At 58.6% G+C, this 21,972-nt stretch carries 16 protein-coding genes; 10 read left to right on the top strand and 6 right to left on the bottom strand.

Annotation, left to right across the window (positions count from 1 at the left end):
- Nucleotides 1-23: 23 nt before the first annotated feature.
- Nucleotides 24-740: a DNA/RNA nuclease SfsA gene (gene sfsA / locus PGR23_RS18265; RefSeq protein ID WP_045390098.1), complete on the bottom strand. Its 717-nt coding sequence runs from the start codon at nt 738-740 to the stop codon at nt 24-26.
- Nucleotides 740-1,276 carry an RNA 2',3'-cyclic phosphodiesterase gene (thpR, locus tag PGR23_RS18260; protein ID WP_047078123.1) on the bottom strand — a complete coding sequence of 179 codons (537 nt, stop codon included), beginning with the start codon at nt 1,274-1,276 and terminating at the stop codon, nt 740-742. The genes sfsA and thpR overlap by 1 nt, the downstream gene beginning before the upstream one ends.
- Before the next feature lie 72 nt (nt 1,277-1,348).
- Here thpR and hrpB point away from each other — a divergent pair, with 72 nt between their 5' ends.
- From hrpB to fhuB, 6 genes are all read left to right on the top strand, one after another.
- Nucleotides 1,349-3,778 carry an ATP-dependent helicase HrpB gene (gene hrpB / locus PGR23_RS18255; RefSeq protein ID WP_348877020.1) on the top strand — a complete coding sequence of 810 codons (2,430 nt, stop codon included), beginning with the start codon at nt 1,349-1,351 and terminating at the stop codon, nt 3,776-3,778.
- Nucleotides 3,779-4,148: 370 nt separating this feature from the next.
- Entirely contained in the window at nt 4,149-6,701 is a 2,553-nt protein-coding gene (mrcB, locus tag PGR23_RS18250) for a bifunctional glycosyl transferase/transpeptidase (protein ID WP_045390106.1), read from the top strand.
- Nucleotides 6,702-6,943: 242 nt separating this feature from the next.
- Nucleotides 6,944-9,154, top strand: coding sequence for a ferrichrome porin FhuA (gene fhuA, locus PGR23_RS18245; protein ID WP_045390109.1), 2,211 nt, complete (start codon nt 6,944-6,946; stop codon nt 9,152-9,154).
- A gap of 45 nt (nt 9,155-9,199) precedes the next feature.
- Nucleotides 9,200-9,997 (top strand): Fe3+-hydroxamate ABC transporter ATP-binding protein FhuC, encoded by a 798-nt coding sequence (gene fhuC, locus PGR23_RS18240; protein ID WP_045390112.1) that lies wholly within the window; start codon nt 9,200-9,202, stop codon nt 9,995-9,997.
- Nucleotides 9,997-10,887 (top strand): Fe(3+)-hydroxamate ABC transporter substrate-binding protein FhuD, encoded by an 891-nt coding sequence (fhuD, locus tag PGR23_RS18235; RefSeq protein WP_045390115.1) that lies wholly within the window; start codon nt 9,997-9,999, stop codon nt 10,885-10,887. Before fhuC ends, fhuD begins: the two co-directional genes overlap by 1 nt.
- Nucleotides 10,884-12,866, top strand: coding sequence for a Fe(3+)-hydroxamate ABC transporter permease FhuB (gene fhuB, locus PGR23_RS18230; protein WP_213797814.1), 1,983 nt, complete (start codon nt 10,884-10,886; stop codon nt 12,864-12,866). The genes fhuD and fhuB overlap by 4 nt, the downstream gene beginning before the upstream one ends.
- A gap of 310 nt (nt 12,867-13,176) precedes the next feature.
- On the opposite strand, the gene hemL is transcribed toward fhuB, so the two are convergent.
- The gene (gene hemL, locus PGR23_RS18225) at nt 13,177-14,457 is read right to left on the bottom strand and encodes a glutamate-1-semialdehyde 2,1-aminomutase (protein WP_045376565.1); all 1,281 of its coding nucleotides are present in this window, start codon (nt 14,455-14,457) and stop codon (nt 13,177-13,179) included.
- Between the two features lie 179 nt (nt 14,458-14,636).
- Between hemL and clcA the strand changes: the two genes are divergently transcribed.
- Together clcA and erpA are read left to right on the top strand one after the other, a co-directional pair.
- Entirely contained in the window at nt 14,637-16,055 is a 1,419-nt protein-coding gene (clcA, locus tag PGR23_RS18220) for a H(+)/Cl(-) exchange transporter ClcA (protein ID WP_072251481.1), read from the top strand.
- A gap of 81 nt (nt 16,056-16,136) precedes the next feature.
- On the top strand, nt 16,137-16,481 hold the full coding sequence (erpA, locus tag PGR23_RS18215) for an iron-sulfur cluster insertion protein ErpA (RefSeq protein ID WP_008807363.1): 345 nt from the start codon (nt 16,137-16,139) through the stop codon (nt 16,479-16,481).
- A 78-nt stretch (nt 16,482-16,559) separates the two neighbouring features.
- Here erpA and PGR23_RS18210 read toward each other — a convergent pair whose 3' ends face one another.
- Genes PGR23_RS18210 through mtnN form a run of 3 tightly spaced genes read right to left on the bottom strand, consistent with a single transcriptional unit; the run spans nt 16,560 to nt 18,712 of the window.
- A complete protein-coding gene (locus PGR23_RS18210) occupies nt 16,560-17,186 on the bottom strand; it encodes a TRIC cation channel family protein (RefSeq protein WP_032709911.1) in 627 nt (208 codons plus the stop codon).
- Nucleotides 17,187-17,220: 34 nt separating this feature from the next.
- Entirely contained in the window at nt 17,221-18,021 is an 801-nt protein-coding gene (gene btuF / locus PGR23_RS18205; RefSeq protein WP_045390123.1) for a vitamin B12 ABC transporter substrate-binding protein BtuF, read from the bottom strand.
- Nucleotides 18,014-18,712, bottom strand: coding sequence for a 5'-methylthioadenosine/S-adenosylhomocysteine nucleosidase (mtnN, locus tag PGR23_RS18200; protein WP_396279909.1), 699 nt, complete (start codon nt 18,710-18,712; stop codon nt 18,014-18,016). Before mtnN ends, btuF begins: the two co-directional genes overlap by 8 nt.
- Before the next feature lie 83 nt (nt 18,713-18,795).
- Between mtnN and dgt the strand changes: the two genes are divergently transcribed.
- Nucleotides 18,796-20,310 (top strand): dGTPase, encoded by a 1,515-nt coding sequence (dgt, locus tag PGR23_RS18195; protein ID WP_045390125.1) that lies wholly within the window; start codon nt 18,796-18,798, stop codon nt 20,308-20,310.
- A gap of 141 nt (nt 20,311-20,451) precedes the next feature.
- On the top strand, nt 20,452-21,885 hold the full coding sequence (gene degP / locus PGR23_RS18190) for a serine endoprotease DegP (RefSeq protein WP_045390127.1): 1,434 nt from the start codon (nt 20,452-20,454) through the stop codon (nt 21,883-21,885).
- The last annotated feature ends 87 nt before the right edge of the window (nt 21,886-21,972 follow it).

Genomic DNA, 21,972 nt, shown 5'->3' with positions numbered 1-21,972 from the left:
CGAACCGGACACAATTTAGCCTTTTAATTACCGGGGGTTAACGCCACGGCAATCGGCTTATTCAGAGTCATCATTTTGGTAGAAAGTTCCGCTTTCCAGGCGAGAATTTCTACCCCCTTTTCCTGCGCCTCTATCAACAGCTGTGCGTATTTGGCATCAATATGATGCGCGGGTGAGAAACGGTCTATCGCCGAATGCAGCACGGCGAATAAAATCACGGCCCGATGGCCCGCGGCCGCGACGCTCATGAGTTCCCGCAGGTGCTTCTGACCGCGTGCGGTAACGGCATCGGGAAAATAACCGTACTCTTTTTCCGCCAACGTAACCGATTTCACTTCAATATAGCAGTTACGGCGGCCTTCTGCCTGTAACATAAGGTCGATTCGGCTATTTTCTTCGCCATATTTTACTTCGCTTTTCAGAATGTTATACCCGGCAAGCTCAGGGATATTTCCGGCGAGTACCGCCTCTTTCGCGAGGGTATTGGCCCGCAGCGTGTTGACGCAGATGACCGCGCCCTGTTGGGTTTCAGTTAATTCCCAGGTATGCGCATATTTACGTTTAGGATTATCGGAAGTGGAATACCAGACGGTATCGCCCGGCGCGGCGCAGCCGGTCATGGCGCCGGTATTCGGGCAGTGCAGCGTCAGCTCCTGGCCCTCCGGCGTGACGACATCGGCCAGAAACCGTTTGTAACGTTTAATTAAAGTGGCGGACTGCAAAGGCGGAGTGAACAGCATCAGAGTTCCCTGGTAAATGGATAACGTTCCAGCACGTTGTAGCGGGTGCGCCCGCGGAGAAAGCTGGACTCATAAAGCACAAATTCGTTGACCGGCATCTGCCAGCAAAAACCCGGCGGCGGGATCGGCACCGCGTGGCGGGCGTCGCGCAGGAGGGTGATATGCGGATGAAACGGCTGCGGGCTTTGATAGCAGCCGCTCCGCGCTGCCTGAGCGCGCAGCATATTTGCCAGCTGCAGCATGCCGCGCGGCGGCTGGCGGGTACCGAGCCACACTACGCGCGAACGCAGCCACTGGCCGGCGTCGTCGAGCGTCAGGGTAAATGGCGGTTGTTGAATGCGTCCGGCCATTGCCGACAGCGCGCGCTGTTTTTCAGCGCTGACGTCGCCGAGAAACGCCAGCGTCAGATGTAGGTTATCGGCGGCGACCGGCCTTCCGGCATCGTCGGCAAAATGGGCGGCGCGCCAGTGAATAATCTGTTTCTGTATCGCTTTCGGCAGTTCAAGAGCGAAAAACAGCCGTTTCGGCTCGGACATGATAGAGACTCGGTAATGAATTACGGGGATGCTACAATGCTTGCCCTCGAATGTTAACCTCCGGAGCCTTTCGTGTCCTCATTGCCGGTTGCCGCAATTCTTCCCGAACTTCTTTCCGCCCTGCAGCAGGCGCCGCAGGTGCTGCTTAACGCGCCTACCGGCGCGGGTAAATCAACCTGGCTGCCGCTACAGATCCTCGCCGATGGCAACATTGATGGCCGGATTATTCTGCTGGAGCCGCGGCGGCTGGCGGCGCGTAACGTCGCTCAGCGTCTGGCGGAGCTGCTGGGAGAAAAACCGGGAGAAACGGTAGGCTACCGGATGCGCGCCGAAAGCTGCGTTGGGCCAAATACCCGTCTGGAAGTGGTTACTGAAGGGATCCTAACCCGCACTCTGCAGCACGATCCGGAACTTTCCGGCGTGGGGCTGGTGATCCTCGATGAATTTCATGAACGAAGCCTGCAGGCCGACCTGGCGCTGGCGTTGTTGTTGGACGTTCAGCAGGGGCTGCGTGACGATCTCAAGTTATTGATCATGTCGGCGACCTTGGATAACGATCGTCTGCAGCGCCTGTTGCCGGAAGCGCCGGTGGTAGTTTCCGAAGGGCGTGCATTCCCGGTTGAACGTCGCTTTACGCCGCTGGCGAGCCATCAGCGTTTTGCCGAAGCGGTAGCGATCGCCGCCGCGGATCTGCTGCGTGAGGAGCAGGGATCGATGCTGTTGTTCCTGCCGGGCGTTGGCGAAATTCAGCGCGTACAGGAACAATTAAGCGAGCGCGTAGCCAGCGATGTGCTGTTATGCCCGCTGTACGGCGCGCTGCCGCTGAGCGAACAGCGCAAAGCGATTCTCCCGGCGCCCGCCGGGATGCGCAAAGTGGTGCTGGCGACCAATATCGCTGAAACCAGTTTGACGATCGAAGGCATTCGCCTGGTGGTCGACAGCGCTCAGGAGCGGGTCGCGCGCTTCGATCCGCGCACCGGCCTGACCCGGCTAATCACCCAGCGGATAAGCCAGGCGTCAATGACCCAGCGCGCCGGTCGCGCCGGGCGTCTGGAGCCGGGGATCTGCCTGCATCTGCTGGCGAAAGAGCAGGCGGAGCGCGCGGCGGCGCAGAGCGATCCGGAAATTCTGCAAAGCGATCTATCGGCTCTGCTGCTGGAGTTGCTGCAGTGGGGCTGCCGCGATCCGGCCGAGCTTCGCTGGCTGGACCTACCGCCGGCGATCAATCTGGCGGCGGCGCGGCGTCTGTTGACGGCGCTATCGGCGCTGGAGGGCGAACGCCTTTCGGCTCACGGGCGCCAAATGGCGGCGCTGGGTAACGACCCGCGTCTGGCAGCCATGCTGACGGCGGCCGATTCCGCGGATGACGCGGCGACGGCGGCGAAACTGGCGGCTATTCTTGAGGAGCCGCCGCGCGGCGGCAATAGTGACTTAGGCGCCGCGTTTGCGCGCCAGCAGGGCAACTGGCAGCAGCGGGCGCAGCAGTTATTGAAGCGGCTGGCCAGCCGCGGCGGTCAGCCTGATGCTGAGCGGATGGCGGCGTTGCTGGCCCCAGCGTTTGCTGACCGGATCGCCCGTCGACGCGGCCAGGAAGGGCGCTATCAGTTGGCTAACGGCATGGGGGCGATGCTGGATGCCGATGACGCGCTCGGCCGTCACGAATGGCTAATTGCGCCGCTGCTACTACAGGGCAGTTCGGCGCCAGATGCGCGAATTTTGCTGGCGCTGCCGCTGGATATTGACCAACTGGTGGCGCAGCGTCCTGAGCTGATACAACGCTCCGATACCGTGGAGTGGGATGAAGCGCAGGGGACGCTAAAAGCCTGGCGGCGTAGCTGCATTGGCCAGCTGGTGATAAAAACTCAGCCGTTGGCGAAACCGTCGGAGGCGGAGCTGCACCAGGCGATGCTCAACGGAATCCGCGATAAGGGGCTCGGGGTATTGAACTGGACGCCGGAGGCTGAACAACTGCGCCTGCGGCTGCACTGCGCCGCGCAGTGGCTGCCGGAAGCGGACTGGCCCGCCGTTGATGACGCATCGCTGTTAGCTTCGCTGGAGGCGTGGCTGTTGCCGCAGATGACCGGGGTGCATTCGCTTCGGGCGCTCAAGGCGGTAGACCTGCGACAGGCGCTGCAAAACTGGCTGCCGTGGACGTTACGCCAGAAGCTGGATAGCGAGCTGCCGACCCATTACACGGTGCCGACCGGCAGCCGTATCGCTATTCGCTATCATGAAGATAACCCGCCGGCGCTGGCGGTACGGATGCAGGAGATGTTTGGCGAGGCGACGACGCCGCGCATTGCCGAAGGGCGGGTTCCCCTGGTGCTGGAATTACTTTCGCCGGCGCAGCGACCGTTACAAATTACCCGCGATTTGAGCGCCTTCTGGCAAGGGGCGTACCGCGAGGTGCAAAAAGAGATGAAAGGACGCTATCCGAAACATGTCTGGCCGGATGACCCGGCGAATACCGCGCCGACCCGGCGGACGAAAAAATACTCCTGAGGCGCCGCGCCCTTGCTGTGGGCGCGGTTCTGAAAATCGGCGGCCTGAGTCACACGGCGCAATATTTATGTTATTAAAAAACATCATATTTTACCGTTTATCGCGTTTTGCGGTTGTAAAATGCTGGTTAAGAATGTCGCGGATTAGTGCTATTCTCTGTGGCCTGGACAATTCGTGCTATGTCCGGAGATATTCTTCAGCTTAAACAGATAATTATATGATTTGTTTAATGAATTATTCTTCGAAGATGATATGAAAGACGTCGGCCGCGGCAGCGCGGCGGGTGTTAAATTGAGAGATATCTTCTTCCTCCTTCAAGAGGAAGTATTGAGAATCAGGCCTTTACGCCTGAAAGTTGCGGAGAAAAAGCATGGCGGGAGATGACCGCGAGCCTATCGGACGTAAAGGGAGACCTTCACGCCCGGCAAAACAAAAAGTCACCCGTCGCCGGGTCCGGGAAGAGGACTACGACGATGATTACGATGACGATTATGAGGATGAACGACCGATGCCGAAGAAAGGAAAGGGCAAAGGCAATAAGCCTCGTCGTAAGCGCAGCTGGCTGTGGCTGCTGGTTAAGCTGGGGATTGTCTTTGCGGTAATTATCGCCGCCTATGGCGTCTACCTCGACCAGAAAATTCGCAGCCGCATTGACGGTAAAGTCTGGGAACTGCCGGCGGCAGTGTATGGCCGGATGGTCAACCTTGAGCCGGATATGCAGATCAGCAAAAACGAGATGGTGCGCCTGCTTAATGCGACCCAGTACCGTCAGGTCAGCGCAATGACGCGTCCTGGCGAATACACCGTACAGGCTAATAGCATCGAGATGATCCGTCGTCCGTTCGATTTCCCGGATAGTAAAGAGGGGCAGGTGCGCGCGCGTCTGACCTTCGATGGCGATCATCTGGATACCATCGAGAATATGGATAACAACCGTCAGTTCGGTTTCTTCCGTCTCGATCCGCGCCTGATCACCATGCTGCAGTCGGCGAACGGCGAGCAGCGCCTGTTCGTTAAGCGTAGCGGTTTCCCGGATCTGCTGGTGGATACGCTGCTGGCGACCGAAGACCGCCACTTCTATGAGCATGACGGTATCAGCCTGTACTCAATGGGCCGTGCGGTGCTGGCGAACCTGACGGCGGGGCGTACGGTGCAGGGGGCAAGTACCCTGACCCAGCAGCTGGTGAAGAACCTGTTCCTGTCCAGCGAGCGTTCCTACTGGCGTAAGGCCAACGAAGCCTATATGGCGCTGATCGTTGACGCCCGTTACAGCAAGGATCGTATCCTTGAGCTGTACATGAACGAAGTGTATCTCGGCCAGAGCGGCGACAACGAAATCCGCGGCTTCCCGCTGGCGAGCCTGTACTACTTTGGCCGCCCGGTAGAAGAGCTGAGCCTCGATCAGCAGGCGCTGCTGGTCGGGATGGTCAAAGGGGCGTCAATCTATAACCCGTGGCGTAACCCGAAACTGGCGCTGGAGCGGCGTAACCTGGTGCTGCGTCTGCTGCAGCAGCAGAACATTATCGACCAGGAGCTGTACGATATGCTGAGCGCCCGTCCGCTGGGCGTGCAGCCGCGCGGCGGGGTGATTTCTCCGCAGCCGGCGTTCATGCAGATGGTGCGCCAGGAGCTGCAGGCGAAACTGGGCGATAAAGTAAAAGATCTCTCTGGCGTGAAGATCTTCACCACCTTTGACCCGGTGGCTCAGGATGCGGCGGAAAAAGCGGCCATCGAAGGTATCCCGGCACTTAAGAAACAGCGTAAGCTGCCGGATCTGGAAACCGCCATGGTGGTGGTCGATCGCTTCACCGGCGAAGTCCGGGCGATGGTCGGCGGCGCGGAGCCGCAGTTTGCCGGCTACAACCGCGCGATGCAGGCGCGTCGTTCGATTGGTTCGTTGGCAAAACCGGCCACTTATCTGACCGCGCTGAGCCAGCCGAACCAGTATCGGTTGAATACGTGGATTGCCGATGCGCCGGTGACGATTCGCTTGTCGAACGGCCAGACCTGGTCGCCGCAGAACGACGATCGTCGCTTTAGCGGTCAGGTGATGCTGGTGGATGCCCTGACCCGTTCGATGAACGTGCCGACGGTTAACCTCGGGATGTCGCTGGGTCTGCCGGCGATCACCGATACCTGGCAGAAGCTGGGCGTGCCGAAAGACCAGTTGAATGCGGTTCCTGCGATGATCCTTGGCGCCCTTAACCTGACGCCAATTGAAGTCGCGCAGGCATTCCAGACCATCGCCAGCGGCGGTAACCGCGCAACGCTGTCGGCGCTGCGTTCCGTTATTGCTGAAGATGGTACGGTGCTGTACCAGAGCTACCCGCAGGCGGAACGCGCCGTTCCGGCGCAGGCGGCCTATATGACCCTGTGGACCATGCAGCAGGTGGTGCAGCGCGGTACCGGCCGTCAGCTTGGTGCCAAGTATCCTGGCCTGCATCTGGCGGGTAAAACCGGGACCACCAACAACAATGTGGATACCTGGTTTGCCGGTATCGATGGCAGCCAGGTGACGATTACCTGGGTTGGCCGCGATAACAACCAGCCGACCAAGCTGTACGGGGCCAGCGGCGCGATGTCGATTTATCAGCGCTACCTGGCTAACCAGACCCCGACGCCGCTGGCGCTGACGCCGCCGGAAGATGTCGTGGACATGGGCGTGGACAGCAACGGTTACTTCCAGTGCAGCGGCGGTATGCGTACGCTGCCGGTGTGGACTACCTCGCCGGATGCGCTGTGCCGCCAGGGCGAAGCCCTGCAGCAACAGCAGCAACAGCAGCAGGAAGCCAATAACCCGTTCAACCAGTCCGGGCAGCAGCAGCCTGCTAACCAACCGCAGCAGCAACAGCAGCAGCCTGCGAAGCAGGAAAAGAGCGATGGCGTGGCCGGCTGGATTAAAGATATGTTTGGCGGCAACTAAAACCGTTTAAGCTGAACGTCTGAACAGCCCCTTAATACGAAGGTATTAGGGGGCTTTTTTATTTAGGGTATCTGCTTAACACGGTGATAACTCCTTAATAACCGTCTGGTTATTTATTAATCCCTTGGCGCTTCCTGTTCGGCATAGCGCTTGCCTTGGATTCCGCGTTTCGCCTATTATGTCACCCGTCATAATAATAATTCTCGTTTACGTTATCATTCACTTTCATCAGAGATATACCAATGGCGCGTCTTAAAACTGCTCAGCCAAATCACTCGCTGCGTAAAATCGCAGTCGTAGTAGCCACGGCGGTTAGCGGCATGTCTGTTTATGCACAGGCTGCGGAACAACCGAAAGAAGAAACCCTCGTCGTTACCGCGGCGCCAGCGAGCCAGGAGAGCGCCTGGGGACCGGCACCGACTATCGCCGCGAAGCGTTCCGCCACGGCCACCAAAACCGATACTCCCATTGAAAAAACGCCGCAGTCTATCTCCGTGGTGACCCGCGAAGAGATGGACATGAAGCAGCCGACAACGGTCAAAGAAGCGCTCTCTTACACGCCGAGCGTTTTCTCCACTCGCGGTAGCTCGACCACTTATGATGTGGTCACCATTCGTGGATTCACCACCTCCAGCACGGTGAACACCAACCAGTATCTGGATGGCATGAAGCTGCAGGGTAACAACTACTCTGAAGTCTCGATGGACCCGTATTTCCTGGAACGCGTGGAAGTGATGCGCGGGCCAACCTCGGTGCTGTACGGCAACAGCAACCCGGGCGGTATCGTCAGCATGGTCAGCAAGCGTCCGACCACCGAGCCGCTGAAAGAAGTACAGTTTAAGATGGGCACCGATAACCTGTGGCAAACCGGTTTCGACTTCAGCGACGCCATTGATGATGACGGCGTGTGGTCATACCGTCTGACCGGTTTAGGCCGCAGCCAGGATGCGCAGCAGCAGATGGCGAAATCGACCCGTTACGCCGTCGCTCCGTCCTTCAGCTGGCGTCCGGATGATAAAACCGATTTCACCTTCCTGAGCAACTTCCAGAATGACCCGGATGCGGGTTACTACGGCTGGCTGCCGCGCGAAGGCACCGTGGTGCCGTATTACGATGCCAACGGTAAGGCCCACAAGCTGCCGACCGACTTCAACGAAGGCGAGTCCGATAACAAGATGTCGCGTCGCCAGCAGATGGTTGGCTATAGCTTCTCCCATCAGTTCGATGACACCTTTACCGTGCGTCAGAACCTGCGCTATGCCGATGTGCATACGCTGTATCGTTCGGTCTACGGCAATGGTTACCAGGAGCCGGGGAAAATCAATCGTGCCTACGTGCGTTCCGATGAGCACCTGAATACCTTTACCGTTGATACGCAACTGCAGTCTGATTTTGCTACCGGCGCGGTGAACCACACGCTGCTGACCGGCGTGGACTACTCGCGGATGCGTAACGACGTTGATGCGGACTACGGTACGGCCGATGCCATTAGCATGACCAATCCGCAGTACGGCAACCCGAACGTGAACGTCAACTTCCCGTATGCGGTCCTTAACCGTATGGAGCAGACGGGGCTGTACGCGCAGGATCAGATGGAGTGGGACAAATGGGTGATGACCTTAGGCGGCCGCTACGATTATGCCACCACGTCTACCTTCACCCGTTCCACCAGCAGCATGGCGGAAAATCACGACCAGCAGTTCAGCTGGCGCGGCGGGATCAACTATCTGTTCGATAACGGTATCTCCCCGTACTTCAGCTACAGCGAATCGTTCGAACCGGTATCGGGTTCCAATAGCACCGGCAAGCCGTTCGATCCGTCGCGCGGTAAACAGTATGAAGCCGGCGTGAAATACGTGCCGAAAGATATGCCGGTGGTGGTGACCGCGGCGGTCTATCAGCTGACTAAAGATAAGAACCTGACGGCAGACCCGAACGATCCGACCGGACTGTTCAGCGTACAAACCGGCGAAATCCGCTCCCGCGGCTTTGAGCTGGAGGCGAAGGCGGCGGTCAATGCCAATATCAACCTGACCGCGGCATACAGCTATACCGATGCCGAATACACTCACGACACCGTCTTCGAAGGCAAGCGTCCGGCGGAAGTGCCGCGTAATATGGCGTCACTGTGGGCGGATTACACCTTCCACGAAACCGCGCTTAGCGGGCTGACGATTGGCGCGGGCGCGCGTTATATCGGTTCGACGGTCAGCTACTACAAAAATGACACCAGCACCGGTAAGAAAAATGACTCCTTCAATGTGGCCGGTTATGCGCTGATGGATGCGACGGTGAAATACGATCTGGCGCGCTTTGGTCTGCCGGGATCCTCGGTCGGCGTCAACGTCAACAACCTGTTTGACCGCGAATATGTCTCCAGCTGCTATAGCGAGTACGCATGCTACTGGGGAGCGGAACGTCAGGTTGTTGCTACCGCAACCTTCCGCTTCTAACTACTCACGGGCGCGGTTCGCCGCGCCCAATATCAGGTTGTTGCTATGCAGGAACAGACTCCGCACTCTGAGACGACGTTTGCGTTAAATCGCGTGACCTTTCGCGTGCCTGGCCGCACGCTGCTTCATCCCCTCTCGTTGACCTTCCCGGCAGGAAAAGTCACTGGCCTGATTGGCCATAACGGTTCCGGCAAATCCACGTTACTCAAAATGCTTGGCCGCCATCAGCCGCCTTCCGAGGGCGATGTGCTGCTTGACGGCCAGCCGCTGGACAGCTGGAGCAGCAAGGCGTTTGCCCGCAAAGTGGCCTATCTGCCGCAACAACTGCCGGCGGCGGAAGGGATGACGGTGCGCGAACTGGTGGCGATTGGCCGCTATCCGTGGCACGGCGCGCTGGGGCGCTTCGGCGTGGCGGATCGCGAAAAAGTAGAAGAGGCCATTGCGCTGGTGGGGCTGAAACCGCTGGCGCATCGGCTGGTGGACAGCCTTTCCGGCGGCGAACGCCAGCGCGCGTGGATCGCCATGCTGGTGGCGCAGGATAGCCGCTGTCTGCTGCTCGATGAACCGACGTCGGCGCTGGATATCGCCCACCAGGTCGATGTGCTGGCGCTGGTGCATCGTCTCAGCCAGCAGCGTGGCCTGACGGTGATCGCGGTCCTGCACGATATTAATATGGCCGCCCGCTATTGCGATTATCTGGTGGCGCTGCGCGGCGGCGAAATGATCGCCCAGGGGACGCCGGCGGAACTGATGCGCAGCGAAACGCTGGAACAAATCTACGGCATCCCGATGGGGATCCTGCCGCATCCGGCGGGCGCAGCGCCGGTAAGTTTTGTCTATTGATGGAAAATTCGAACTTCTTCTCACGCCGACGCCTGTTGACGGCAATGGCGCTGTCGCCGCTGCTGTGGCAGATGCGCGGCGCGCAGGCGGCGAACGTTGACCCGCAGCGCGTCGTCGCGCTGGAGTGGCTACCGGCCGAGCTGCTGCTGGCGCTCGGCGTTACGCCCTACGGCGTAGCCGATATTCCCAACTACAACCTGTGGGTCAATGAGCCGGCGTTACCCGCTTCGGTGATTGATGTCGGCCTGCGCACTGAACCCAATCTTGAATTACTGACGCAGATGAAACCGTCGTTTATCGTCTGGTCGGCAGGCTATGGCCCGTCGCCGGAAAAGCTGGCGCGCATTGCGCCCGGTCGCGGCTTCACCTTCAGCGACGGCAAACGGCCGCTGGCGATGGCCCAGCGTTCGCTGCTGGAAATGGCCGACCTGCTGGGTAAGCAACAGCAGGCGAAGCGTCATCTGGCGGAGTTCGACGCGTTGATGGAAAGCCTGCGTCCGCGATTTGCCGAGCGTGGCGATCGCCCGCTGCTGATGATTTCGCTACTTGATGCTCGCCATGTGCTGGTCTTCGGCGAGAACTGCCTGTTCCAGGAAGTGCTCGATCGTTTTGGCATCAAAAACGCCTGGCGCGGTGAAGCGGCATTCTGGGGCAGTATCACCGTAGGCATCGATCGGCTGGCGGAATTTAAAGAGGCCGATGTTATCTGTTTCGATCACGGCAACGATCGGGAGATGGCCCAGATGATGGCGACCCCGCTGTGGCAGGCGATGCCTTTCGTGCGCGCGGGGCGTTTCCAGCGTCTTCCGGCGGTGTGGTTCTATGGCGCGACGCTGTCGGCGATGCATTTCGCCCGCGTACTGGCCGATGCGCAGGGGAGGGCGGTATGAAGGCGCGTTTCTCGCCGTTAGCCATTATCCTGTTGGTCGTGTTGCTGGTTGCCGCTTTCGCGCTGAGCATCATCAACCTTCAGGTTGCTTTACCTTACGCGCAGTGGCGTCAGGCGCTGTGGCAGCCGGATAGCGATAATATCGCCCAGATGCTGTTCCATTACAGCTTGCTGCCGAGGCTGGCTGTATCGTTGCTGGTCGGTGCCGGACTGGGGCTCGTCGGCGTACTGTTCCAGCAGGTGCTGCGTAACCCGCTGGCGGAGCCGACCACGCTCGGCGTTGCCACCGGCGCGCAGCTCGGAATGACGGTGACGACGCTATGGGCGATCCCCGGCGTGCTGGCGTCGCAGTTTGCCGCGCTGGCAGGCGCTTGTCTGGTCGGCGCGCTGGTGTTCGGCGTTTCGTGGGGCAAACGTCTGTCGCCGGTGACGCTGATTCTGGCCGGTCTGGTGGTGAGTCTCTATTGCGGCGCGGTCAATCAGCTGATGGTGATTTTCCATCACGACCAGCTGCAAAGCATGTTCCTGTGGAGTACCGGGACGTTGACGCAGACCGACTGGAGCGTGGCGCAGCGCCTGTGGCCGCAGCTGCTTGGCGGCGCAATATTGACGCTGCTGTTGCTACGCCCGTTAACGTTGATGGGGCTGGATGATGGCGTGGCGCGAAATCTCGGGCTGGCGCTTTCTCTGGCGCGCCTTGGCGTCTTGACTCTGGCGATAGTAATAAGCGCGCTGCTGGTCAACGCGGTCGGTATTATCGGCTTTATCGGTCTGTTCGCGCCGCTGCTGGCGAAAATGCTCGGCGCCCGCCGCCTGCTATCGCGACTGGTACTGGCGGCGCTACTTGGCGCGCTGATCCTGTGGCTTTCCGACCAAATTATTCTCTGGCTCAGCCGGGTATGGCGGGAAGTGTCGACCGGGTCAGTCACCGCGCTGATTGGCGCGCCTTTATTACTGTGGCTACTGCCGCGGCTGCGTAGTATCAGCGCGCCGGTGATGAACGGCGGCGATAAGGCGTTGATTGAGCGCCGCAACGTGCAGTGGTTCGCGCTGGGCGGACTGGCGCTGATGTTGTTGGCGGTAACCGCCGCGCTGACCTTTGGCCGTGATGCGCAGGGGTGGCAATGGGCCAGCGGCGATCTGCTGGAGCAATTAATGCCATGGCGCTGGCCGCGGGTGCTCTCGGCGCTGTTCGCCGGGGTGATGCTGGCCGTCGCGGGTTGCATTATTCAACGCCTGACCGGTAATCCGATGGCCAGCCCGGAAGTGCTGGGTATCAGCTCTGGCGCGGCGTTCGGCGTGGTGTTGATGCTATTCTTCGTACCAGGCAACGCTTTTGTCTGGCTGCTGCCAGCCGGCAGTCTTGGCGCGGCGGCGACGCTGCTGGTCATCCTGGTCGCCGCCGGGCGCGGGGGGTTCTCGCCGCACCGGATGCTGCTGGCGGGGATGGCGCTGAGCACCGCTTTCACCATGCTATTGATGATGCTACAGGCCAGCGGCGATCCGCGAATGGCGCAGATCCTGACGTGGATGTCCGGTTCGACCTATAGCGCGACGCCGGAGATGGTGCTGCGTAGCGGGGTGGTAATGTTGGCGCTATTGGCGCTGGCGCCGCTCTGCCGCCGCTGGCTGACCATCCTGCCGCTCGGCGGCGAGGCGGCGCGGGCGGTGGGGATGGCATTAACGCCGTCGCGTATCGGGTTGCTGCTGCTGGCGGCGAGCCTGACGGCGACGGCGACGCTAACCATTGGGCCGTTAAGTTTCGTTGGTTTAATGGCGCCGCATATTGCGAGGATGATGGGCTTTCGTCGGACGATGCCGCATATGGTCATTTCCGGACTAACTGGCGGGATGCTGCTGGTGTTCGCCGACTGGTGCGGGCGAATGATCATGTTCCCCTACCAAATCCCGGCGGGGCTGTTATCGACGTTTATCGGCGCGCCGTACTTTATCTATTTGCTGAGAAAGCAGAGCCGCTAACGATCCCGAATGGCCTCAACATCCCCGGTGGCGCTAGCGCTTACCGGGGCTACAAGGCTGCGCGATTTGCTAGCCCGGACAAGGCGCAATGCGCCGCCTCCGGGAAAATCCCCGGTGGCGCCAGCGCTTACCGGGGCTACAAGGCTGTGCGATTTGGTAGCCCGGACAAGGCGCAATGCGCCGCCTCCGGGAAAATCCCCGGTGGCGCCAGCGCTTACCGGGGCTACAGTGCTGCTCGATTTGGTAGCCCGGACAAGGCGCAGCGCGCCGCCTCCGGGAAAATCCCTGCGCCACCAGGCATTCAAGTACCTTACAGTTTGGCAAACACCCGGCGTGCGGCGTCGATAGTGTTGTTGATATCCTCTTCGCTATGGGCGACGGACATAAAGCCGGCTTCAAACGCCGACGGGGCGAGGTAAACCCCTTCTTCCAGCATCAGGTGGAAGAAACGCTTGAATCGCTCAACATCGCACTTCACCACGTCCTGATAGCAGGTGACGGTTTCGGCATCGGTAAAGAAGATACCGAACATGCCGCCGACATTATTCACCACCAGCGGGATCCCGGTTTCGCGCGCCGCGTTCAGCAGGCCATCCGCCAGTTGATTGGTCAGCTCGGTCAGGGTTTCATGCACGCCCGGCTGCGCCACTTCGCTTAAGCAGGCGAAGCCTGCGGCCATGGCGATAGGGTTGCCTGACAGCGTACCGGCCTGGTACACCGGACCAGTCGGCGCCAGCGCGTCCATGACCTCGCGGCGACCACCGAAAGCGCCCACCGGCATACCGCCGCCGATGATTTTACCCAGACAGGTCAGATCCGGCTCCACGCCGTAATAGGACTGAGCGCCCGCCAGCGCGACGCGGAAGCCGGTCATCACTTCGTCAATAATCAGCAGCGCGCCAAACTCGTCGCACAGCGCGCGCAGGCCCGGCAGGAACTCCGGCTGTGGCGGAATGCAGTTCATATTGCCGGCCACCGGTTCGACGATGATACAGGCGATATCCTGCGGATACTGTTCAAACGCCGCGCGTACCGAGGCAAGATCGTTATAGGTGCAGGTCAGGGTATGCTTCGCGAAATCGGCCGGTACGCCCGGCGAGTTCGGCTGGCCGAGAGTCAGCGCGCCGGAACCGGCTTTCACCAGCAGGCAGTCGGCGTGACCGTGGTAGCATCCTTCGAACTTGATGATTTTGTCGCGGCCGGTGAAGCCGCGCGCCAGGCGAATGGCGCTCATGGTGGCTTCGGTGCCGGAGTTCACCATGCGCACCATATCCATGGTCGGTACCAGTTCAGTAACCAGTTCCGCCATTTTGACTTCCATTTCGGTTGGCGCGCCGAAGCTTAACCCGCGCTCTGCCGCTTCAATCACCGCGTTACGAATGGCCGGATGGTTGTGACCCAGCACCATTGGCCCCCAGGAACCGACATAATCGATATAAGCTTTACCATCGACATCGTACAGGTAGGCGCCATCCGCACGTTCAATAAACAGCGGGGTGCCGCCGACGCCCGTAAAGGCGCGGACCGGCGAGTTGACGCCGCCGGGGATAAGTTCGCGGGCGGCGTTATACAGATTTTCAGATTTGCTCATGGCCAGGATCCTGGTTCGTGAATAAAGTTATCGGGCTATTCTAAGTTATTCCATGAAGGTTATGAAAGTTTTGCCCAATTGAAACATTAAGCAGACGAAACAATTTTTTGACGACGCGCGGCGCGGAGGCGGCTAGAATGCCTCTCTTCTCATTTGTATTACCAATAAATGATAATGGCATGAAATCAGAAACTCCCTCTTTTGAAGCACATCAGTTTGTTCGCGTGCGCCGTAGCGATGCGGTCCGCCGGTTAATTCAACGCGATAAAACGCCGCTGGCGGTATTGTTGATGGCGGCGGTGGTCGGCACGCTGGCCGGGCTGGTGGGCGTGGCGTTTGAAAAGAGCGTGAACTGGGTACAGAACCAACGTATCGGGGCGCTGGTGCAGGTGGCGGACCACTGGTACCTCGTCTGGCCGCTGGCCTTCATCCTGTCGGCGCTGCTGGCGATGGTCGGCTATTTTCTGGTGCGCCGCTTTGCGCCGGAAGCCGGCGGTTCCGGGATCCCGGAAATCGAAGGCGCGCTGGAAGAGCTGCGTCCGGTACGCTGGTGGCGCGTGCTGCCGGTAAAATTCATCGGCGGCATGGGGACGCTGGGCGCCGGGATGGTGCTGGGGCGCGAAGGGCCGATGGTACAGCTTGGCGGTAATATCGGGCGCATGGTGGTGGATGTGTTTCGTCTGCGTAGCCCGGAAGCACGGCATACGCTGTTGGCCACCGGTGCGGCATCGGGCCTCTCCGCTGCCTTCAACGCGCCGCTGGCGGGCATTCTGTTTATCATCGAAGAGATGCGCCCGCAGTTCCGCTACAACCTGATTTCGATTAAAGCCGTGTTTACCGGCGTGATCATGTCGAGCATCGTGTTCCGTATTTTTAACGGCGAAGGGGCGATTATCGAAGTCGGCAAGCTGAGCAATGCGCCGGTGAATACCCTGTGGTTGTACCTGGTGCTGGGCATGATTTTCGGCTGTTTCGGGCCATTGTTTAATACCCTGGTGCTGCGGACGCAGGATATGTTCCAGCGCCTCCACGGCGGCAATATCAAAAAATGGGTGTTGATTGGCGGGCTTATCGGCGGGCTGTGCGGCCTGCTGGGTCTGATGCAGCCGACCGCGGTGGGCGGCGGTTTTAACCTTATCCCGATCGCCGCTGCCGGCAACTTCTCGGTTGGGCTGCTGCTGTTCATTTTTATTGCCCGCGTCATCACCACGCTGCTGTGCTTCTCTTCCGGCGCGCCGGGGGGGATTTTTGCCCCGATGCTGGCGCTCGGCACGCTGCTGGGGACGGCATTCGGCATGGCTGCCATTCCGCTGTTTCCGTCCTATCATCTGGATGCCGGTACCTTCGCTATCGCAGGGATGGGGGCGCTGCTGGCGGCTTCGGTGCGCGCACCGCTCACCGGGATTGTGCTGGTGCTGGAGATGACCGATAACTATCAGCTCATTTTGCCAATGATTATTACCTGCCTTGGGGCAACACTATTGGCACAGTTCCTCGGCGGTAAACCTTTGTATTCGACCATTCTGCAGCGTACCCTGGCAAAGCAGAAGGCCGAAGAGGCGGCGAAAGCGCAGCAGGTACCCCGGGAGAATACTTGAACGATTTACCAGGGTATTAGATAATGGCTCAAAAGGTCCGGTTATTCTTTAATCGGCCGGAAGTATCAATGGGAGCAAAAAATGAGTGATGACGTAGCGTTGCCGCTGGAGTTCACCGAAGCCGCAGCGAACAAAGTAAAACATCTGATTGCGGATGAAGACAATCCGAACCTGAAACTGCGCGTGTACATCACCGGCGGCGGTTGCAGCGGTTTCCAGTATGGCTTCACCTTTGACGATCAGGTTAACGAAGGCGATATGACCATCGAGAAACAGGGCGTCGGCCTGGTGGTTGACCCAATGAGCCTGCAGTATCTGGTTGGCGGCGCCGTCGATTATACCGAAGGCCTGGAAGGGTCACGTTTCATCGTGACTAACCCGAACGCGAAAAGCACCTGCGGCTGCGGCTCCTCGTTCAGCGTTTAACGCAAGCGACTCAAGCCCTCTTCCACAAAGAGAGCGGCAAACACGAAAAACGGTAACCTCAGGGTTACCGTTTTGCTTTTATGACCGTCCGTTATCATCCAACGCAAAGGTCGGCAGCTTCAGGTGCCAGCGAATCGCCGCCAGGCGTATCCCCAGCGTCACCACCATGCCTAACATCGCCGAGTTTTCCAGCGACAGCTGAAAGGTGTAGTGCGCCGTTGCGTGCACGATACCGCCGACAATGCAGGCGGTGGCGTAGATTTCGGTGCGCAGAATCATCGGTACTTCTCGCGCCAGCACGTCGCGGATAATCCCTCCGCCGACGCCGGTGACCACGCCCATACAGATAGCCACCAGCGGGCCGGTATGGGCAATAAAGGCTTTATTCACGCCGATGCCGACAAACACCGCCAGGCCGACGGCATCCAGTACCGGCAGTACCCATTTCGGCATGCGCCGCGGTTGGCGGACCAGCAGAATCGTTAACATACTGGTGACCATCGCCACGACCAGATCGGTAGGGTCCTTAACCCAGAACACCGGGCCGTTGGCCAGCGCCATATCGCGAATCGTCCCGCCGCCCACGGCGGTCACTACGCCTAATACCAGCACGCCGAAAGGGTCCATGCGTAATTTCCCCGCCAGCAATACGCCGGAGATAGCAAATACGGCTGTGCCAATAATATCCAGCCAATAGACAAGCATCGTCAGTTCCCGCTAAAAGCCTGCTGCCAGGCGGTTATTTTACCTGCTCAAGCGCAGTACAGAGTTGTTTTGCGGCAAGGATAATACGTGGGCCCGCGCGTTCAAACCAGTCGCTATGTAAGGCGATGAGCGAAATTGTGAGCTGATTTTGCCAATAGCGGTCCACGGCGGGAATTTTATCCGGATCGCCGGTGATGACGATTGCCTGCGGATGCCGTGACAGCACCTGTTCGCGGCTAACCTGCGGCCAGGGAACGCGGCTGGCGGCAAAAATATTTTCTCCGCCGCACAGGCGTAATACTTGATTCTGGATCGAGGCGCTGTTGCTGGTGAACAGCGGGTTGGCGCCAAACTGCAGAAATACGCGTTTTTTCGGCGCGTTGGCATAGCGGGCTTTTAGCGCCTCGTAATCGTCTTGCATCGCCTGCGCAGCCTGCCGGGCTGTTTCCGGCTGCGGGCTCCACGGCGCAAGCATCTGCAAAGCATGGATGATTTGCTCAATCGAACCGGTTTCAACCCAGATAACCTTGATTCCCAGCGAGCTGAGCTGATTCACCTGGCGTTCGGCATTGCCGCCGCGCCACGCCAGTACCAGATCGGGTTTCAGGGCGACGATACGTTCAAGGTTCATTCCCTGCCAGCTGGCGACTTGTTCGATTTTAGCCGCGGCGGGAGGGTAATCGGAATAACTGCTGACGCCGACCGGCGTAATGCCGGCAGCAAAGGCCAATTCAGTGTTGGCCGGGGAGAGCGTCACCACCCGCGGCGCGGCGAAAAGCCACGCCGGGGCGAGCAACAGCAGGGCGGTTAACGCCTTCTGTAACGACTTAGCCACGCGCCAGGTTCTGCACCAGATTTTCCACCATCAGGGTGGACTGCTTGGCGGCGACGGCGAGGAACTCGTCGAAGCTGAGATGCGACTGCTGGTCAGCGACGTCAGAGATTGCGCGCACCACCACAAAAGGAATGCTGAAGTTATGGCAGACGTGGGCGATGGCGGTGGCTTCCATTTCAACGGCAACGGCCTGCGGGAAGTTATGGCGAATTTTCGCCAGCCCTACCGAGCCGTTGATGAAAGCGTCGCCGCTGACGATCAGCCCGCGAACGGCGTTGAGGTTCAGCGCTTTGATGCAGGTTTCCGCCGCGGCAACCAGTTTGTCGTCAGCTTTGAAACCGGCCGGACAGCCCGGCAGTTGGCCGTATTCGTAGCCAAACGCGGTGACGTCGGCATCATGGTAGCGCGCTTCGTCAGAGACCACGATGTCGCCGACTTTCAGCGTCGGCGCCAGCCCGCCGGCGGAACCGGTATTGATAATCACATCCGGCTTGCAGCGCTCCAGCAACAGGGTGGCACCCATGGCGGCGGCCACTTTACCAATGCCGGATTTCAGCAGAGCAACCTCGGTACCGTGAAGTTGGCCGGTATAGATTTCGCTACCGCCGATAGAGATAGTCTGGCGGTTCTCGATTTTGTCGCGCAGAAGGGTAACTTCTTCTTCCATGGCGCCAATAATGCCAATTTTCATAGATTTACTCGCGATGTGTCAGGATTAGCTGCATAGTCTATCATGCGCTTAAGGGGAAGCGTATTGCTCGCGCGGGAGAGGCTATGGCAAATATTGATTTTCGCAACAAGATTCACTGGCGTCGGCGCTACCGTTCGCCGCAGGGGGTAGAGACGGAACGCGAGATCCTGCGGGTGTTTGAAAGCGATCGCGGACGCATTATCAATTCACCGGCCATCCGCCGCCTGCAGCAAAAAACCCAGGTCTTTCCACTTGAGCGCAATGCGGCGGTCCGCACCCGGCTCACCCATTCGCTCGAAGTCCAGCAGGTCGGGCGCTACATCGCCAAAGAGGTATTAAGCCGTCTAAAGGAGCAAAAGCTGCTGGAACGCTACGGACTGGATGAACTGAGCGGCCCGTTTGAAAGCGTCGTGGAGATGGCCTGCCTGATGCACGATATCGGCAATCCGCCATTTGGCCATTTTGGCGAAGCGGCAATTAACGATTGGTTCAGCAAACGGCTGGCGCCGAAAGATGCCGCCAGCCAGCCGTTAAGTCAGGATCGCTGCCAGGTTGACGCGCTGCGTCTGCACGATGGCGAAGGGTTGCTCAACGAACTGCGGCGTAAAGTGCGTCAGGATTTGTGCTGCTTTGAAGGCAATGCGCAGGGGATCCGTCTGGTGCACACGCTGATGCGTATGAACCTGACCTGGACCCAGGTCGGCTGCATTCTGAAATATACGCGACCGGCGTGGTGGCGGGGAGAGACGCCAGCCAGCCATAGCTATTTAATGAAAAAGCCTGGTTATTATTTAGCCGAAGAAGAGTATATCGCGCGGCTGCGTAAAGAATTGGATCTGGCGCCTTACAATCGCTTTCCATTAACGTGGATTATGGAAGCTGCCGATGATATCTCATATTGCGTTGCTGACCTCGAAGATGCGGTAGAAAAACGGATATTCAGCGCGGAACAATTGTATCAGCATCTGTATGACGCATGGGGTGCTCATGAAAAAGGATCGTTGTTCGCTCAAGTCGTAGAAAATGCCTGGGAGAAATCGCGCGCTAATTCACTCAGCCGCAGCACTGAAGATCAGTTCTTTATGTATTTACGGGTCAATACGCTGAATAAACTGGTGCCTTATGCGGCGCATCGATTTATCGAAAACTTACCGGCCATTTTTAGCGGCGACTTTAATCACGCGCTGTTAGAGGATGATAGCGATTGTAGTCAGCTACTTGAACTTTATAAAAACGTCGCCATAAAACAGGTGTTTAGCCATCCTGATGTTGAACAGCTGGAATTACAGGGTTACCGCGTTATCAGCGGGCTGCTTGATATCTACGAGCCGCTACTGAAATTATCGCTGGAGGAGTTCAGCCAATTGGTGGAACAAGAGCGGGTACGCAGTTTACCTATTGCCTCGAGGTTGTTCCAGAAACTCTCGACCCGACATCGGTTGGCCTATGTGGAGGCGGTAAATAAGCTTTCGCGCGATACCGAAGAATATCCCGTGCTGGAGTATTATTACCGCTGTCGATTGATTCAGGACTATATCAGCGGAATGACGGATTTGTATGCGTGGGATGAATATCGCCGTCTGATGGCGGTGGAATAAGTCTGAGTTTTGTAAAGACGGACAATAAATTTTTACTTTTACCGAAACTTAACTCTGGAACTTCGCGCTATAAAATGACTCTGAGAGTGCGTACACAGCAACTTTTTCGTTATCCGAAATTTGAAATTGAGATTGAAACCTATGAAAAAAACCACGTTAGCAATGAGTGCTCTGGCTCTGAGTTTAGGTCTGGCGTTGTCCCCGCTCTCTGCGAGCGCGGCTGAAACGGCTTCCTCGGCGACCACTGCGCAGCAGATGCCGAGCCTGGCGCCGATGCTGGAAAAAGTGATGCCGTCGGTGGTGAGCATCAACGTTGAAGGCAGCACGACTGTTAACACGCCGCGGATGCCGCGTAACTTCCAGCAGTTCTTCGGTGACAACTCGCCGTTCTGCCAGGACGGTTCGCCATTCCAGAGCTCCCCATTCTGTCAGGGCGGCGGCCAGGGCGCGCCTGGCGATAATGCGCAGCAGCAGAAATTTATGGCGCTCGGTTCCGGGGTCATCATTGATGCGGCCAAAGGCTACGTAGTGACCAACAACCACGTGGTCGATAATGCCACCACGATTAAAGTTCAACTGAGCGATGGTCGTAAGTTTGACGCGAAAGTCGTAGGTAAAGATCCGCGCTCCGATATCGCGCTGATTCAAATTCAGGATCCGAAAAACCTGACGGCGATTAAGCTTGCCGACTCTGACGCGCTGCGCGTCGGCGACTACACCGTGGCGATCGGTAACCCGTTCGGCCTCGGCGAAACCGTGACTTCCGGTATCGTCTCCGCATTGGGCCGCAGCGGCCTGAACGTGGAAAACTATGAAAACTTTATCCAGACCGATGCGGCTATTAACCGCGGTAACTCCGGCGGCGCGCTGGTGAATCTCAACGGTGAGTTGATCGGTATCAACACCGCGATCCTTGCTCCGGACGGCGGCAACATCGGTATCGGTTTTGCTATTCCGAGCAATATGGTGAAAAACCTGACCGAGCAGATGGTCAAGTTTGGCCAGGTGAAACGCGGCGAACTGGGGATCATGGGTACCGAGCTGAACTCCGAGCTGGCGAAGGCGATGAAAGTCGATGCCCAGCGCGGCGCGTTCGTAAGCCAGGTGATGCCGGGCTCGGCGGCGGCGAAAGCGGGTATTAAAGCCGGCGACGTGATTACTACCCTCAACGGTAAGGCGATCAGTAGCTTTGCGGCGCTGCGTGCGCAGGTTGGTACGATGCCTATCGGCAGCAAAGTCGAGCTGGGACTGCTGCGCGACGGCAAGCCGGTTAACGTTACCGTTGAACTACAGCAGAGCAACCAGAACCAGGTTGACTCCAGCAGCATCTTTAACGGTATTGAAGGCGCGGAAATGAGCAATAAAGGCCAGGATAAAGGCGTCGTGGTGAGCAACGTGAAAGCGGGCACCCCGGCGGCGCAAATTGGTCTGAAGAAAGGTGACATTATTGTCGGCGCTAACCAGCAGCCGGTGAAAAACATCGCCGACCTGCGCAAAATCTTCGACGCGAAACCGTCCGTGCTGGCGCTGAATATTCAGCGTGGTGATACTTCTATCTATCTGCTGATGCAGTAACTGATACTAGCGTGAATGCCCCTTCCCGGTAAGGGAAGGGGGCTTTTTTATTCTGCCCGCCGGTTCTGTGATTCCCGCCACAACTCC

It is taken from the genome of Klebsiella sp. 141162, assembly GCF_050600755.1.
GTDB lineage: Bacteria > Pseudomonadota > Gammaproteobacteria > Enterobacterales > Enterobacteriaceae > Klebsiella > Klebsiella aerogenes.
This window is presented reverse-complemented; position numbering and strand designations above follow the sequence as displayed.